The 15851-nt window shown below is 65.1% G+C and carries 11 protein-coding genes; 7 read left to right on the forward strand and 4 right to left on the reverse strand.

From position 1 onward, the window contains the following. Entirely contained in the window at positions 1-1278 is a 1278-nt protein-coding gene (locus ACLJEU_RS19615) for a helix-turn-helix domain-containing protein (protein ID WP_414664202.1), read from the reverse strand. On the opposite strand from ACLJEU_RS19615, the gene ACLJEU_RS19620 reads away from it, so the two are divergent. The 4 genes from ACLJEU_RS19620 to ACLJEU_RS19635 all read left to right on the forward strand — a co-directional run bounded on the left by ACLJEU_RS19620 (position 1277) and on the right by ACLJEU_RS19635 (position 6502). Beyond that, entirely contained in the window at positions 1277-4366 is a 3090-nt protein-coding gene (locus ACLJEU_RS19620; RefSeq protein WP_414664203.1) for a type I restriction endonuclease subunit R, read from the forward strand. The two genes, ACLJEU_RS19615 and ACLJEU_RS19620, sit on opposite strands and share 2 nt — an antisense overlap. Then, positions 4366-5106: a M48 family metallopeptidase gene (locus tag ACLJEU_RS19625; protein WP_414664204.1), complete on the forward strand. Its 741-nt coding sequence runs from the start codon at positions 4366-4368 to the stop codon at positions 5104-5106. The genes ACLJEU_RS19620 and ACLJEU_RS19625 overlap by 1 nt, the downstream gene beginning before the upstream one ends. 427 nt (positions 5107-5533) lie before the next feature. Further along, positions 5534-6187 (forward strand): helix-turn-helix domain-containing protein, encoded by a 654-nt coding sequence (locus ACLJEU_RS19630; protein WP_414664205.1) that lies wholly within the window; start codon positions 5534-5536, stop codon positions 6185-6187. Positions 6188-6358: 171 nt separating this feature from the next. Then, entirely contained in the window at positions 6359-6502 is a 144-nt protein-coding gene (locus tag ACLJEU_RS19635) for a hypothetical protein (RefSeq protein ID WP_414664206.1), read from the forward strand. Positions 6503-6778: 276 nt separating this feature from the next. Here ACLJEU_RS19635 and ACLJEU_RS19640 read toward each other — a convergent pair whose 3' ends face one another. Then, a complete protein-coding gene (locus ACLJEU_RS19640) occupies positions 6779-9019 on the reverse strand; it encodes a TonB-dependent siderophore receptor (RefSeq protein ID WP_414664207.1) in 2241 nt (746 codons plus the stop codon). A gap of 857 nt (positions 9020-9876) precedes the next feature. Here ACLJEU_RS19640 and ACLJEU_RS19645 point away from each other — a divergent pair. Further along, on the forward strand, positions 9877-11307 hold the full coding sequence (locus tag ACLJEU_RS19645; RefSeq protein WP_414664208.1) for a sulfatase: 1431 nt from the start codon (positions 9877-9879) through the stop codon (positions 11305-11307). 85 nt (positions 11308-11392) lie between these two features. Here ACLJEU_RS19645 and ACLJEU_RS19650 read toward each other — a convergent pair whose 3' ends face one another. Beyond that, positions 11393-12037, reverse strand: coding sequence for a DUF6250 domain-containing protein (locus ACLJEU_RS19650; RefSeq protein ID WP_457795278.1), 645 nt, complete (start codon positions 12035-12037; stop codon positions 11393-11395). Between the two features lie 50 nt (positions 12038-12087). Continuing rightward, the gene (locus tag ACLJEU_RS19655) at positions 12088-13611 is read right to left on the reverse strand and encodes a sulfatase (RefSeq protein ID WP_414664210.1); all 1524 of its coding nucleotides are present in this window, start codon (positions 13609-13611) and stop codon (positions 12088-12090) included. Positions 13612-13943: 332 nt separating this feature from the next. On the opposite strand from ACLJEU_RS19655, the gene ACLJEU_RS19660 reads away from it, so the two are divergent. After that, positions 13944-14657 carry a hypothetical protein gene (locus tag ACLJEU_RS19660; RefSeq protein WP_414664211.1) on the forward strand — a complete coding sequence of 238 codons (714 nt, stop codon included), beginning with the start codon at positions 13944-13946 and terminating at the stop codon, positions 14655-14657. A gap of 153 nt (positions 14658-14810) precedes the next feature. Next, complete coding sequence (locus ACLJEU_RS19665) at positions 14811-15830, forward strand: hypothetical protein (protein WP_414664212.1); 1020 nt, start codon at positions 14811-14813, stop codon at positions 15828-15830. Positions 15831-15851: the final 21 nt, after the last annotated feature.

Below are 15851 nucleotides of genomic sequence, written 5' to 3' on the forward strand. Positions count from 1 at the left end.
TCAACCGATCACCTGCTCCAGATCGTGTCGGACGCGGCTCAACGGCTCGCCCAGGAGCGCCGCACCTTTGGAGAGACTGATCGACTCCTCCGCGATCGCGCGGCGCACCAACTGGCGGAAGCGCCCGTCGGACTCGCAGCCCACATAGCGGTCGTCGCCCGGCTCCCCCTTGCTCCGCCATCCGAGCTGGCTCACGGTGATGCAGAAGTTTTTATACGTGGGCTCCTGGATCAGCCCGAGCGACCGGGCCCGGCGCATGATCGCCATGATCGAGACCCCGAAGTGCGCCTTGATCTCGACCAGCTCGGCGACGGCGAAGCGGTGACGATTTCTCCCAAACGCCTCGGTGAACGTTTCGGCCGGCAGGAGAAAAGCCCCGGCGAAAGCTCCGATCAGTTTCTCCTCGGCTTTTTCGTCCACGCGGTCCGCCACCTGCGCGGTCACATGTCCCAGTTCATGCACCTCGGTCATGCGCTTGCGCGGCAGATTCTCGTTCAGGTGCGAGGCAATCACGACCACGGGGCCGACTTCCGTGTCGGCGGACAGGCCGTCAAAATCGCGATCATCGTCGGGGAGTTCGAGCACTTTGATCCCGCGGCTTTCCATCAACTCGAAGACGTTGGGCAAAGGATCCAACCCGAGGTGCCAGGCCCGGCGCAGCTCCGTCGCCGCCGCTTCGGCCTCGGCCACGGTGGAAATTTTCCGACCGGCCAGCGGAGGCGAAAATTCACGCACATCGCCGGCCAACTCCTCGGCCTCGCGGTAACGTTCCACATAGTCTGCGGCCAGCTCACGAATCGCCTTCTGGCGAGACAGTCGCAGCCTGGACTTCTTGCGGAAGCGAACCTCGTTCACCACGACGCGGAAGGGGCGAAAGAAAAAATCCGCCGGCTGGTCCAGGGCATCGGCCAGGGCGATCAACACTTCGCTGCCAGGCAGCATGTCGCCGCGCTCGTATTTGGCCAGGGCGTTGTGGGAGACAGCTCCGCCCACGGCCGTGGCGAGCGCGCGCAGGGAGAGGCCGCGCATACCGCGCGCCTGCTGCAGGCGACGCGCGAAGACGTCAGAAGGTTCGGGGCGCATGTTTACAAAAACAAACTTGATGCCATTTTTGTCAACCTTGGGCTTCCCCCGGGGAGCAGGCATTTCTCGCGTCGATGACGGGCCTTGCCGTCCGGATATCCTTCCCCTCCGCATCAGTGCCGCCGAGCTCCGCCGGCGGTCCCTTCTCCTGTTGCTTTGACTCGAGGCGCCCTCTCCCGACTCTGGCGAAGTCATGCCCGACCAGCCCCGATCCGAACGCCGCACCCAGAATCGCGTCGTGCAGCTCTTCACCGGACCGGGCGGGCTTGGCTACCGCAACCTCGGTGATTGGTCCAAACGGGAGAGGAACCGCTGCATCGAGCCGGAGCTGCTCCGGGCGAACCTGCAGCAGCGCGGCTACTCGCCCGCCCACCTCTCGGCTGCGTTGCAGAAGCTGGAGGTCGCAGCGGACACGACCGGCGATGACTCGCCGTATCGCGCCAATCTCCGCGTGTACCAGCTCCTGCGATACGGCGTCGCCGTGCAGGTCGCCGTCGGCAAGCCGAGTGAGACGGTGCACCTGATTGATTGGGACGACCCGGATAAAAACGAGTTCGCGCTGGCCGAGGAGGTGACGCTCAAGGGCGGCCACGAACGCCGGCCCGATCTCGTCATCTACGTGAACGGCCTCGCGGTCGGGGTGATCGAGCTCAAGCGGAGCTCCGTCGAAATTGCCGATGGCGTACGCCAGCTCATCACCAACCAGGAACCGATTTTCAACCTGGGCTTTTTCGCGACCGCGCAGCTCCTGTTTGCCGGCAGCGACTCGCAGGGCCTGCGCTACGGTACGGCGACGACCCCGGAACAGTTTTATGTCGAATGGAAGGCCGACGGGGAGATCGGCGCCGAGCAGATTGCGGCCGGTGCGCTTCTCGACCGCCCGCTCGCCGCGTTGGGCGCAAAGGACCGGCTGCTGGATCTCATCCGGAACTTCGTGATCTTCGACGGCGGCCGGAAAAAGGTGCCGCGGCCGCATCAGTTTGCCGGCGTGAAAGCCGCGCAGGCCCGCGTCGCCAGGGGCGAAGGCGGCGTCATCTGGCACACGCAGGGCAGCGGCAAAAGCATCCTCATGGTGCTGCTCGCGAAGTGGCTCCTCGAACACGATCCCGAGGGCCGCGTCCTTGTCATCACCGATCGCGACGAACTCGACAAACAGATCGAGGGCGTGATGCGCAACGCCGGGGTCATCGGTGCCGACGCCGCGTCCCCGCGCATCACGTCGCGCGCGGAGTTTGTGCAGAAGCTCGCCGCGCCGGTGCCCCGGTTGCTCTGCGCCCTCCTGCACAAGTTCGAGCCGGATCTGAAAGGGGAAGCCCCGCCGGTTCACGGCCGCCTGTATGTTTTCGTGGACGAGTGTCACCGCACCCAGGGCGGGGACATGAACCGGCAGATGAAGCGCTGGCTCAAGACAGCGATCTTCATCGGCTTCACCGGCACGCCGTTGCTGCGCAAGGATCGCCAGACCACAGCGGATGTCTTCGGCACGTTCATCCACACGTACAAGTTTCACGAAGCGGTGGCCGACGAGGTCGTGCTCGATCTGAAATACGAGGCCCGGCACGTGGAGCAGCACCTCGCCGTGCACGACGCGGTGGACGACTGGTTCGAGGAGAAAACGCGGTTCCTGAATAATTTTCAGAAGGCGATCATCCGGAAGCATTGGGCAACGATGGAGAAGCTGATGAGTTCCGCGGAACGGAAGGAGCGCATCATCGCGAACATCCTGCACGACTTTGGCGTTCGCCCCCGGCTCAACAACGATCGCGGCACCGCCATCCTCGTCGCCGCCTCCATCTACGACGCGTGCCACTACTACCGGCTCTTTCAGAACACCTCCTTCGGCCAGCACTGCGCCATCATCACGTCGTACGAGCCGAATCATAACGCCATCTCGCGCGAGCCGGCGAAGAGCGACGAACGGTACAAGTTCGATACCTATACGAAATACGTCCTGGCCGCCGGCCAAACCGTGAAAGCATACGAGGACTCGATGAAGGAGCGGTTCATCAAGGAGCCGGCCAACTGCAAGCTGCTCATCGTCGTCAGCAAGCTCCTCACCGGCTTCGACGCGCCCTCGTGCACCTACATCTATCTCGATCACGAGCTGCACGATCACAACCTGTTCCAGGCGATCTGCCGCACCAACCGCCTGGACGGAGACGACAAGTCCCACGGCCACATCGTGGACTACAAGGAGCTGTTCAACGACGTCCAAGACTCGATCGCCGTCTATACGTCGGACGAACTCGATACGGAGACCTGCGGCACCGACGCGAACGTGACGGTCAAGGACTGGCTCGTGGAAGGTAAACGGAAACTGGATGCCGCCCGCGAAGCGCTTTACCACCTCTGCGAGCCCGTACCGCCACCGAAGGGCATCGAGCAGTATCTGAACTATTTCTGCGGCAAGGCCAGCGAGCTCACGGCGCTCTCTGATACGGAGCCGCTGCGGATCGCCTACTACAAGGCGACCGCCGCGTTCGTCCGCGCCTTCTCCGAAATCACGCAGAACCTGATCGAAGCCGGCTACTCCATCGAGCAGGCGGCCACAATTCGCGGCGAGACGGAGTTTCACGCCGAGATTCGTTCGGCCATCAAAAAGCACTCCGGGGAGGAGCTGGACATCAAGCCGTTCGAGGCCGAGATGCGCCACCTCCTCAACACCTACATCCAAGCCGACCACGCCGTCGTGCTCGGCAATTTGGAAGGCCTCACGCTCACCCAGCAAATCGTAGAAACGGGGATTCACGACGCCATCGCCCGCCAGCTGAGCCAGCAGGGACGGCTCTCGAACAACTCGATCGCCGAGGCGATCATCAACAACGTCCGCAAGACAATCATCCGCGAGCAGCTGACCGACCCCAGGTTCTACGCCGAAATGTCGACCCTGCTCGACGATCTCATTCGCCAGAAACGCGACAGCGCCGCTGCGTATGAAGCCTTCCTCAAAAAGTCTGAGGCATTGGTAAAGCGCATGGCGCACAAATCGGGCGCCGCGCATCCGACCCAACTCGAAGGCCGTCCCGGAGCCATCGTCGTCTTCAACAACCTCGGCAGCATCGCCGCCACCACCTTTCAGTGCCCAGCGGATCCCGGTGCGAAAGCCCAGCTGGCCCTCGCCCTCGACCAAGCGATGCGCGACCACGCTCCGGCCGGTTGGAAACACGATCCCGAAGGCCCCAAGGAAAAACAGGTCATCAAGGCGATTCACCCGCTTTTGGGAAGCGATCAAACCGCCACGCGGGCGATGCTCGAAATCGTCCGGCGCCAGTCCGACTATTGATGACGGAAACGATTCAGATCGGTGCGCTTGAGATCCGCGTCACGCAAAAGGAGATCAAGAACGTGCACCTCTCCGTCCATCCGCCGGACGGACGGGTGACGCTCGCCACGCCGCGCACGACGCGACTCGAAGTCGCCCGTGCTTACGCCATCTCCCGTCTCGGGTGGATTCGCGAGCAGCAACGACGACTCCGGGCGCAAGCCCGGGAAACGCCCCGCGCCTTCATCGAACGCGAAAGCCACTATCTCTGGGGGCGCCGACACCTGCTGACGGTGTGTTTTTCGGACGCGAAACCCAGCGTTAAACTGGACCACAAACGCATCACGCTCACCCTCCGCCCGGGAAGTTCGAAGCCAAAACGCGCAGAGGTCGTGCACCAGTGGCACAAGCATCTCCTGCACGCCGTGGTCCCGGGCATCATCGCCAAATGGGAGCCTACGCTCGGGGTGAGCGTTCGCGGCTACTTCCTCCAGCGGATGAAAACCAAGTGGGGTAGCTGCAATCACCGCGCCCGCCACATCCGCCTCAACACCGAACTGGTGAAGAAGCCGAAAGACCTTCTGGAGTATGTGATCGTGCACGAGATGGTGCACTTGCTGGAACCGACCCATAGCGAACGATTCATCGCGATATTGCGGAAACATTATCCGACATGGCGCGAAGCACGGTCCGAATTGAACGCACTACCACTCAGTGGGGAGTGCCCACCTCAATGCACACCACGGCTTCATCCACGTTGAGGATCGTCGCGGCGCCGAGATGGCGGACCCGCTCGGTCCAGTGCACGTGGCCGCAGACGACGAGGCCGTCGCAGCCGAGCTGCACCAACGCCTCGGCATTCCGTCACGACAAATGGCACGACTCGCTTCCCTCTTGGCCGGGCGGCCGCTTCGTAGCGGCTGCGCAAGGCAGGATCGAGCATGGCCGTTCTCGCGTACCCCGCCGCGGGGCCAAGGGTCGTGACACCCACCGCCGTCCCGATCCGAACCCTCATCACTCCACTCCCAGCTGGACGGACTGACTCCGACGCGGTTCGGGACAGCTTCGCGCATTGTTCGGGTGGTGCGTCATGATTCCGGGAAGGACCTTGAACGAGGACCGAACCACGCCCGAGCCCGGAACCAGCGGGTGAGGCCCGCCGTTTTCGTTCCAGGTCGTCGTGGCGTGATGGGTTCCCGGACCGTCAATGGCTGCGCCGGGTACCTGCAGACGGGGCAGGTGCTTTTCCGCGCGCCGTCCCAGCGTGGATTCGAGGCGGTCAAGCGGCTCGTCGGAACCGAATACCCCGGGCTCGATCAACAGGAACTTGCGGCGGCGTATTTCAAGACGAGGGTGGTCGCGCGGAAGGAGTACGACTCAGTCATCCGCCTTCTCACCCTGTTCGCGGAGCACCTCGCGTTGATCAGCAATCAGAGTGTGCGCGATGGCACGAAGGCCGAATCGCCTTCAATCACGAAAGGACGGACCTTCATTGCCGAGCATCAAAGCGAAGCGATGCGACTGGACGACGTGGCGGGCGCAGCGAACATGGGTAAGTTTTATTTCTGCAAGCTCTTCAAGCAGGCCACGGGTTTCAGTTTCACCGAATACCTCGCGCGGGCGCGGGTGGAGGCCGTAAAGCGCATGCTGCGCAACGCCCAGATCCGCGTCTGCGAGGCGGCCTTCGCGGCCGGCTTCCAGTCGCTGTCTCAGTTCAATCGCGTGTTCCGCCGGTTTGCGGGTGAAGCGCCGAGCACGTTTCGCGACCGGCTTCATCACTCGAGCGAAAACCGCCCCGGGCTCGCCAGGGCTCCGCGCGAACTGGCATTGGAAAGGAGATGAAGTGAAGCCGGTGCTCACTGCGGGCCGGTTTCGGCTGGGCGCTCTCGGGTCGAGGCCTGCCCGGTTCCACGGCCATCGGCGCCGTCGCTCCTGAGCGCCCCAGCGCGTCCGAATTCCTGAACGCAGCGGCCGCCGGAGAACTTTCCGCCGGGACCATCACTTACCGCCCGAATGCGGCGGGCTTGGCCGACGGCGATGGTCGCGGGCGCCCGTGCGGCGCTCGAGGCAATCGCCCGGGACCTGATGAAGCGTGAAACGCTCAGCGGCGATCACGTGAGCCAGACGATTGCCGGGGCGTCGCTGCCGCACGCCTAGCCGCGCGGCAGCGACGCCGATGTCCCGGGCGGCAAACCGGGTGCGCAGCTCAACGGCCCGGACGGGCTCGCGCGCGGTCCGAGGTGTCTTCGAGGGTGGTTCGAGCGGTGCTTCACGATTCCGGGCAGAGTTACGAGCGAGCACCGAACGACGTCCGAACCCGTGACGGAATGGTTTGCCGCAGCCCGCACCAACAAAAAGGCCGGCCGGAAATGTATCCGGCCGGCCGTAGGGTGCAGGTCGGGTCGCAGGGCGATCCGGCCGTGGCGGGTCAGCTTAGAAGCTGTATTCGACCGACGCCCGCACGTTGCGCGGGATGCCGGGATACACGCCGTTGCGGTTGATGGCGCCGCGGTAGTAGGTGGCGTCCGTCACATTATCAACGAAGACGCGGCCCATCACGGCCTCGCTGAAGCGGTAGGCCGCGGTCACGTTCCACAGCGACGTGATCGGGAGGTAGAACGTGGGCTGGTTGCGAATCAGGTTGCCGGCGGAACTGGCCGCGGTGTAACCGCTGCCGGTGTCGCCCGGCCGCTTGCCCGCCCGGACATAGCCGAGGCCGAGCGAAAGGCCCTTCAGGTCGCCCTGCAGGAACTTGTAGTTGACCCACGCAGCGCCGGAATTCTCGGACGCACCGCGGAACGGCGTGCCGTACGGGCTGCGGTTGCGGAAGTTCGTGTAGTTGGCGATGAGCGACAGGTTGGAGGACACCGCCATGTTCAGCTCGTATTCCCAGCCGCGGGCCACGCGATCCATGAACAGCGGCGGCGGCGACACCACCGGCGGCGGCACCGAGAACAGCGCGGGATTCAGGATGGAGTTATTCGACTGGCTAGAGTCGTAGTAGGCCACCGTCGCGACGGCGCGGGAGCCGAGGAAACGATAGCGCACGCCGACCTCGTCCTGGCGTCCGTCCTGGAGCTCATTGTTCCGACCCGCCTGACGCGGCTGCACGATCTGCGAGGCGTTTTCGGTGTGGCCGTAGTAGAGCGAAACGTCCTGCACCGGGTGATACACGACGCCGTAGTTCGTCACGAGCGGATCGGGATGCGTGAAGTAACTGATCTTGCTGCGGTAGTCGTCCACGCGGCCGTGATACCAGTTCTGCGCGATGCCGGCGTTGACGATCACCTTGCCGTCGAGCAGCCGCACGTTCTGGTTCAGGTAAACCTGCAGCGATTTGTTCACGTTCAAGCGGTCCGAGGTGGCCGTGTTGTTGATCGTGTAGGTCGCGTTGCCCGGGATGTTGAAGATATCGATCGCAGGGCTGGTGGCAGCATAACCCCGGTTGCGGCCCTTCGTGTAGGCACCCGAGATGCCACCCGAGGTCTCCATCGCCACCTTGGCGAGGTTCCATTTGAAGACGTAGTCGTGTTGGAATTCGTAGTTATTGAAGAAGGTGTTCGAGGGCGACTGGCTGACGGCGTAGAGATTCGACACTGCCGGTGCCGGCGACGGGGTGAAATCAGGCGCGCCGCCGAAGACGAAGCCCGGGGTGAAGAGGCCGGTCTTCGGATTGACGGCACCGCCGGTGTTGCCGAGGAGGTTCCATTGGTTGTTCGAGTCCCAGCCCGACCACATGCGGGCCGCAGCACGCATCGAGAGGCGGTCGGACAAGGTCGACGTAAACAGCACGCGGTAGGTGTGGGTGTTGGTGCGATTCATGGCGCTGGGGTCGTCAACGTTGTCCGCGTAGGCGGATTGGTAGACGTCCATGCCCTTGCGCATCGCGAGACCCGTGAGCGGGCTGACCGAGGCGTCGAGCGGCAGGCCCGTGTAGTTGAGGCCCTGGCCCCAGGCGAAGATGTACTCGAGGGTGAGGCGGGAGTTGTTACCGATCTTCTTGGTCACCGACGGCATCACGGTCAGACCCCGCGCGTAGCCCTGATTCTTGCCCTGGGTGTGATACTTGCCCGCGATCACCAACCGGTAGGCGGTGTCTTTCGAGAGCATGCGGTTGATGTCGATGTCACCGCGGTTGGTGTCGTATTGACCGACCTGCAGATTCAAGCGCCCGAAGTCCCGAAACTCGGCGACCTTGGTCATGATGTTGATTGTGCCGCCGGGAGGACCGCCGGGGGAGAGAATGGCGTTCGGCCCGCGGACAAACTCGATGCGCTCGAAGATCGCCGGATCCCATTTGATCTGGCTGGAGGGCGAGGAAAAGCCGTCGAGATTGCCGATGCCACCCTGATAGCCGCGGATGGAGAGGCGATCGCCGATGCTCGTGCTGTTGTTGGACACGCCGGCGACCAGTTGCAGCGCGTTGAGGGCGTCGGAAGCGCCCATGTCCTGAATGAGCTCACGGGTGATGACCGAGATGCCCTGGGTCGACTCGAAGATATCCGTACGGATGCGGCCGCCGCTCGTGGTGTCGGAGACCTGATAGGGGCCGACCTTCTTGGAGCTGACTTCGAAGGCGCTGAGTTGGACGGCCTCTTCCGATTTTTGCGGCTGGGCCGCGCCCGCGGAGCCGACGGTGCTCGCGCCGAACGCTAGCAGGGCCGCGGCGCTCATCACGGAGGCGGACGCAGCTCCCCGCAGAAGCCGTAACGGCGTCGAGCCGTGAGAGTCATCCGGCAATGCCGTCGACGTCGATGGAGGTAAGGATGCGCGATCGCAGTTGGGTTTTCTCATTTGGGTAGGAAACGCGCGGCCACCCCAACGCTAAAACAAGGGTCGGCCGGGGTTTGCCGCGAGTGAGCTAAAACGAATTAGCAGGCCATGGATCCTGTCAACCGAGAATGCGGCGGTTTCATCATCGGTTGCGCAACCATGAGCGCCGCGCGAATTCGCCAGGAGGGCTTGCGACGCCCCCAAGGTCTTCGAGCGTGCGTCGCTCGGTGCGACGTTTGACTGCACGATCACCCCGCGCCTCATCGCCGCGATGCGCATCATGGGTTCGCACCTGCGCGACGAATTCTACGCGCGCCATCTCCTCTTCACCGCCAACGTCGCGCCGATCGCTCCGGCTGCGACGCTGCCAGGGCGATCGCCAACGTCTCGGCCAGGCAGAACACCCGGCTCAACGCGTCGAGCAATCACCGCAACAAGCGCAACGCCACCGTCACCTTCGTCGGCACGCTCGACCACACGCCCGGCAACCTCGTCCTCACCACGGGCGGCGGCTCCTCCTGCAGCCTCACGCGAACTGTAAGCATCACCCGAAAGCAAGAGCTGCGGAGGAAGCCCAAGCCTGACCTTCCCCTGCCTTAAAGTGCGGCCGTTCTCGGCTCGAATCGAATAGGTCCGCCGTCCATCTTCTGGGTAGTTCGTGTGTTTCGTACGGTTCTCTTCTACACCGATCCGCTCAGGCGGAACGTACGTTGAGCTCCCGTTTTTCCACTCTCCGATCCCCCACTCGATTCCCACCCATGCAAACTTCCCTTCGACGTATCCTTGTCTTCGCCGCCCTGCTCGCCGGCCTCTGGTCGCAGGCATTTTCCGCGGACGTGGCTGCGCCCAAGCGGCCCAACGTCCTCTTCATCGCGGTCGACGATCTGAATCACTGGGTCGGCCACCTCGGCCGCAATCCGCAGACCCGGACGCCGAACATCGACCGACTCGCCGCCCGGGGCGTCGCGTTTCGTCACGCGTACTGCGCCGTCCCCGCCTGCGAACCGGCGCGCGGCGCGCTCATGGGCGGACGCCGGCCCTGGAGCACGGGCCTCTACTACAACGGCGACAAGTGGAAGGCGATCCTGCCCGAGGGCGGAGGCCTCACGGTGCCATTCTTGAAAGCCGGATACCGCGTTTCCGGCGCAGGTAAAATCTACCACGGCGATCAGTATTTCCCTTCCGAATGGAGCGACTACATGAACTCCAAGTCGCTGTCGGCGTCGGGTCACGGCGTCGACAAGAACGAAGGGTTTCACGACCCGTTGCGCCACGACCTCAAGGACGAGGACCTGATGGACTGGCACACGGTCAACTACTCAATCGAGCGGTTGAAAAATCCGGGCAGCGAGCCGTTCTTCATCGCCTGCGGCCTGCACAAACCGCACCTGCCGTTCGCGGTTCCCCGCAAGTACTACGAGCAGTTTCCCCTCGAGACGATCCAGCTGCCACCGTATCGGAAGGATGATCTCGACGACGTCCCTGCGGGCGGCAAGGCGATGGCCAAGGCGGCGCAGGACCACGCGCGTTTCGTCCGCGACGGCAATTGGAAGAACGCCATCCAGTCGTATCTCGCCGCCATCGCCTATACCGACATGAACGTGGGCCGGCTCCTCGATGCCCTCGATCGGAGTCCGCAACGCGACAACACCATCATCGTGTTCTGGGGCGACCACGGCTGGTCGTTCGGGGAAAAGGACCACTGGCGAAAGTTCGCGCTGTGGGAGGAACCGACGCGCGCCCCGTTCATCGTCGTGGCGCCGGGCGTCACGCGCCCCGGCGGCATGTCCACGCGCCCGGTGGACTTCATGAGCATCTATCCCACGCTGTGTGAACTGGCGGGCCTGCCCGTGCCGAAGCACGTCGAAGGCACGAGCATCGTGCCGCTGCTGCGCGACCCGCAGGCCACTTGGAATCAACCCGCGATCACGACCCACGGCTTCAAGAACCACACCGTGCGCACCGAGCAGTGGCGTTACATCCGCTACGCCGACGGCGGCGAGGAACTCTACGATGAGGCCAGCGATCCATATGAGTGGACCAATCTCGCCGGGAAACCCGAATACGCCCGCACGAAGGCCGAACTGGCGAAGTGGCTGCCGGAGAAAGATGCCCCGCACCGCGGTGCCGGCGGTCCCGGCGACGAGGATGAACCGGTGCGCAAGGGAAGGAAAAAGCCGGGCAAGTAGGCAGTGCCGCCGCACGCAGCCCCGCGCGAGCGGCCCACCCACCGCTCCCGCGACCAGGCTCGCGGGAGGGGAACGCAGGCACCGATCACGGACGCGTGATCACGAGGTTGCTCACCACCAGGTGACTCCGCACGGTGCGCAGTGCGAACCAGCCGCTCACGAGCGGCGCCGGATCGCGGAACGCAAAGATGCGTTCGCCGTCACGCCAGAACTCCGCGACGCCGTCGCGGGCCACGAGCCGGATGTGGTAGGTACGATTGCCCTCGAGCAGGAATTTCTGGTCCCGCAGATCGTGCTCGGGGAGCAACGGGCGCGCCACGGTGCCGTCGTAGCGCCGAAAGCGGGTCGTGGAGTTGTTGTTGCCACCGTAGCCAACGTAGTACGTGTGCAGCGAGTCGTAGTCGGAGAACTTTCCGCTGCGGGCCTGACCCGGCGCAAACGGTGCGGCCGTCGACCGCGGATCGACGGCCATCCAGAAACAATTGAGATCGGAGACGCGATCCTGCGGCCCACCCTGCGTCACCACGGTGACGTCGTAGGATATCTCGACCGGCGCGGTGAGTTTCTCCCGCCACCACACCGTCGCACCGCCGACATCCGTGATCTCCAATCCGCCGTCGCGCGCGACCACGGTGCCACCCGGCATCTGCTCGACCGTCCAGGCCTGCAGCGACGGGGCTGGTGTTTCCGCCGCGACGGCGGCGGCGGCCAGACCGAGCAACAGCGCCATGCGGCCAAGCATCGCACGAACCTCGGAGCAAACGCGGCGACACCCGTCTTTCATTTGGCCTTTCCCGAACGCGCCTTGCCCGCCGCCGGGGCAGACGCCAGCGGCGCGGGCAGCAGCGCGACCAGACTCGCCACGACCGCAGGCTGTTCGGCTGCGACGTTGCGCGCTTCATTGGAATCCTGGTTGAAATCGAAAAGTTCATAGCCCGGAGCCGCAGTACCGTCCGAAGGATGCACGATCAGCCGCCAGCGATCCGTGCGCACAGTACGCTGGCCCTGGGTCCAGAAGCCCAGCGCCGGCTTCTTCGTCGGGGCGTCCGGCGCCGCCAGCTGCGGGCGCAAACTATGACCGTCGAGCCCGGCGGGCGCGGGCAGACGGCAAAGGTCGGCGAGCGTGGGAAAGAGATCGACGGTCTCGACCAGCGCGGAGCTGGCCTTGCCCGGGTGAGGCAGACCGGGCGAACGGATCATGAGCACGGACTGGACTGCCTTTTCGTAGAGGCAGTGCTTGCCCCAGATCGCATGCTCCCCGAGCAGGAAGCCATGATCGCCCCACACCACGACGATCGTGTTGTCGGCGAGACCGAGTTCCTGCAGCGCGTCCAGCACGCGACCGGCCTGGGCATCGACATAACTGGTGGCAGCCGCGTAGGCCGTGCGGAGGGTGCGCGCGTACTCAGGGTCCGTGTCGGGATCGCGACCACCGTGGGCGTAGTTGCGGCGCAGTTCGTTGCTGGGATGCCAGCCGGACGGTCCCTGGGGCTTGGTGGCGACGACGGGATCCGGGCTCCGGTCGTCACGATGCAAATCAAAATACCGCTTAGGCGCCGAGAACGGCAGGTGCGGCTTGAACAAACCCACCGCGAAGAACCAGGGCTTGTCCGACTGCGCCAGCGTGCGCAGGGTGCCGACCGCCTCGGCTGCGACCCAGGCATCCGGATACGCCGTGTCCGGGCCGTCGAACGCCTCGAACGCCGGGACTCCGCCCGGGACGCGCGCCCTGCCGTTGGCGAAGCCGTGCATGATTCCCTCGGCGTGTTTCCAGGGTGTATCCGGAATCCAACTGCGGTCCCAGGCGTTCGGCAGCTCTTCCGGGCCCTCGCTCCAGTTCCGGCCCGTGCGGCCGCCGGGATAGTGCGTGATCTTGCCCAGTGCCAGCGTCTGGTAGCCGTGCCGGCGGAACCATCCCGGCAGGTTGGCGTCACCCCAGCGGGCCTGCGTCGTGAGGATGGCGTTGTTGGAGACATGCTCCGGCTCCGACGGATAGCTTCCGCGGAGGAGCGCACAACGCGACGCGCCGCACGTGGGCACCTGCGCATAATGGTGGGTGAAGATGCGCGCGGTGCGGGCAAACGTATCGAGCATCGGCGTCTGCGCCTCGGCCGCGCCCAGTGCCCCCAGCGCCGGCCGCAGATCGTCGATCGCGAGAAAGAGCACATTGGGAGGCCGGGTCGCCGGGGCGGCGAGCGCCGCACCGCCGAGCAGGGCCGTGAGGAGGGTCGCGACGATGGTCCCACAGAGGAATGACGTGGCGGGCTTTCCAACAAGAGGGAGAGACGGACGGCAGGGAGTCATCGTGGGGAAAGACAGGGATGCGGGGCGGACCAGGCTGGAGCGGGAATGAGCAGTGGGCGATTGGCAGCGAACGCGCACGACAAAATCGTCCGCGTCACCGCGATTCGCGTTCGAGCCGCGACGACCAATCCTGGCGGACGACGCGCGCAATTCGATCACGCCCCCCCCGCTCACGGCGGGCGCTTACCGTACTCACCGAACTCCGCTTAACCCACGGACGCCCGCTTCAGTCGCAAATATTCCGCGGTTCGTCGGTTTCGCGTAATTGCTGCGACCCTGGCGCGGTTATGGGGGGCGTGATTACTTCCCGCTGCCCCATCGTTATTGCCGTCTTGATCGCCGCCGTCAGCGCCACGCCGCTGTCCGCCACCGACTCGCTTCAACCCGCCCGTCACGCGCAGGCCCTGCTGGGCCGCGAGGTCTGGTCAACCCTCCTGCGCATCGAGAATCGCGCGCCGTCGGCGCGTTACCCGCGCGTCGTCCACGCGCTGGTCTTCGAGCTCGCCGGCATGCTGTGGTTCTACGACGCCGCGCACGGCACGCAGAGTTTTTCCCTGCATCGCGGGCGACTGGCCGAGGAAAAGGCCGACTTCGCACCGCTGCTCCGTGACATTGACCCCGGGTTTCTCCGCTGGACTGAAGTCCCCGCGCGGATCGAGCACAGTCCGGCCCGCGGCTCGTTGCCCAACGGTTGTTTCATCGAAAGCGTCGCGGCGCTGCGCGACCGCCTGGCCGCGGGTGAGGCGATCTCCCATCCGCAACTGCTCTCCTATTATCTCACCCACCGCGGCGTCCGCACCGGCCACACGGTGCTGGCCTACGAAACCAACGGCCGCGTCGCGGTGATCGATCCCGCCCGTGACGGCGCGCCGCTGCAGTTTCCGTCGCCACTCGCCGGCAACGCGCTGCAACTCGCGCGAGCCGTGGCGGGCAACGACGTGGTCACCGCCCGCTGGGTGCAGCTCGAACCCGCGGTGCAGCTCCCAGCCGTCGCGACGGAACGACGGGTGACCGGCGATGCCATCGACCATCCGCCTCGGGTCTGAACGCCGGAGGCCCGACGCCGTGGGATTTCCGGCTCGCCTCACGGCTTTTTGCAAAATAATTTCAAGTAACCGCAGGGTCGTTTCGCAGGGCTGACCTGCCGGAGCGGCGCGTTGTTTGCCTGCGGCATCTCGTCCCCCTTTCCCACCCGACTCATGACCTCCTGCTCCGTCCGCCCGCTTTGCGGCCTCCTTGCCCTGACGTTCCTGACGCCCGCAGCGTCGGCCCTGAACAACTCGATCCCGGTTCGCCTCTCGGGGCTGACGACCGCGACCACCGTGGCAACGCCGCTGCTGGGCGGGGATAACCTGATTGTGGATACGCTGGTCACCGGCTCGACCGGCGCGCTCAGCCAGTCCGTCGCGTTCACCGTGGGCGCGGGCATCACCGGCCTCACGGGTGGCGCCGCTTGGGAAATCAACACCGCCGCCGGCAACGGGCCGCGGCTCACCGGCGTGAATATCGACATCTTCGACGCCGCCAACGCCCTCGTGTTGTCCGACACGTTTCTCGGCACGCTGAGCGGGTATGCCACGTCGTCATTTGCGTTCGGGAGTCTCGCGGCTGGCAACTACACGCTGGTCGCCACGGGCACGGGCGTGCGCGACGCGTCCCTCGACATCTCGCTGAGCTTCGAAACCGGCGATGCCGGCATCCCAGCAGTGACACAGCCGGTGACGTCGGGCGCGCTCACGTCCTCCACGACCCTGACGCAGCCGTTGCTCGCGACCGACACGCTTTTCCTCAACACGCTCGTGACCGCCCAGCCGGGCGCGCTGTCGCAATCGGTCGCCTTTACGGTGGGCGCTGGCGTCACCGGTTTCACGGGCGAGGCCGCGTGGGAAGTCACCCCGGCCGCCGGCACCGGCCCGAGACTCATCGGCGTGAACATCGACATCTTCGACGCTGCCAACGCGCTCGTTTTCAGCGACACGTTCTCCGGCACGCTCGGCTCCTTCGCCTTTTCGGCGCTGGGCGGATCGCTCGCTCCCGGCAGCTACACCTTGATTGCCACCGGCACGGCGGTGCGTGACGCCTCGCTGAACGTCTCGCTCACCTTCGCGGGCACGCACGTTCCGGCGGGCGTTCCGTCAGGCGATCCCGCCACCAGCGCCCTGCTCGTCGCCGGCCTCGGTTGCCTCGGCCTCCTGCGCCGTCGTCTGGCCCGGCGTTGATTCAACGCCGCCGGCCGCGGC

The sequence above is a fragment of the Terrisphaera buseokensis genome (genome assembly GCF_047521145.2).
In the GTDB taxonomy this organism is placed as follows: Bacteria; Verrucomicrobiota; Verrucomicrobiia; order Opitutales; family Opitutaceae; genus ER46.

Excerpts from the sequence above, each read along its gene's own strand:
- ACLJEU_RS19615 (WP_414664202.1), bottom strand. The coding sequence starts at position 1,278 with ATGACTTCGCCAGAGTCGGGAGAGGGCGCCTCGAGTCAAAGCAACAGG.
- ACLJEU_RS19665 (WP_414664212.1), top strand. The coding sequence starts at position 14,811 with ATGACCTCCTGCTCCGTCCGCCCGCTTTGCGGCCTCCTTGCCCTGACG.
- ACLJEU_RS19645 (WP_414664208.1), top strand. The coding sequence starts at position 9,877 with ATGCAAACTTCCCTTCGACGTATCCTTGTCTTCGCCGCCCTGCTCGCC.
- ACLJEU_RS19640 (WP_414664207.1), bottom strand. The coding sequence starts at position 9,019 with ATGAGCGCCGCGGCCCTGCTAGCGTTCGGCGCGAGCACCGTCGGCTCC.
- ACLJEU_RS19620 (WP_414664203.1), top strand. The coding sequence starts at position 1,277 with ATGCCCGACCAGCCCCGATCCGAACGCCGCACCCAGAATCGCGTCGTG.
- ACLJEU_RS19635 (WP_414664206.1), top strand. The coding sequence starts at position 6,359 with ATGCGGCGGGCTTGGCCGACGGCGATGGTCGCGGGCGCCCGTGCGGCG.
- ACLJEU_RS19630 (WP_414664205.1), top strand. The coding sequence starts at position 5,534 with ATGGGTTCCCGGACCGTCAATGGCTGCGCCGGGTACCTGCAGACGGGG.
- ACLJEU_RS19655 (WP_414664210.1), bottom strand. The coding sequence starts at position 13,611 with ATGACTCCCTGCCGTCCGTCTCTCCCTCTTGTTGGAAAGCCCGCCACG.
- ACLJEU_RS19625 (WP_414664204.1), top strand. The coding sequence starts at position 4,366 with ATGACGGAAACGATTCAGATCGGTGCGCTTGAGATCCGCGTCACGCAA.
- ACLJEU_RS19650 (WP_457795278.1), bottom strand. The coding sequence starts at position 12,037 with ATGGCGCTGTTGCTCGGTCTGGCCGCCGCCGCCGTCGCGGCGGAAACA.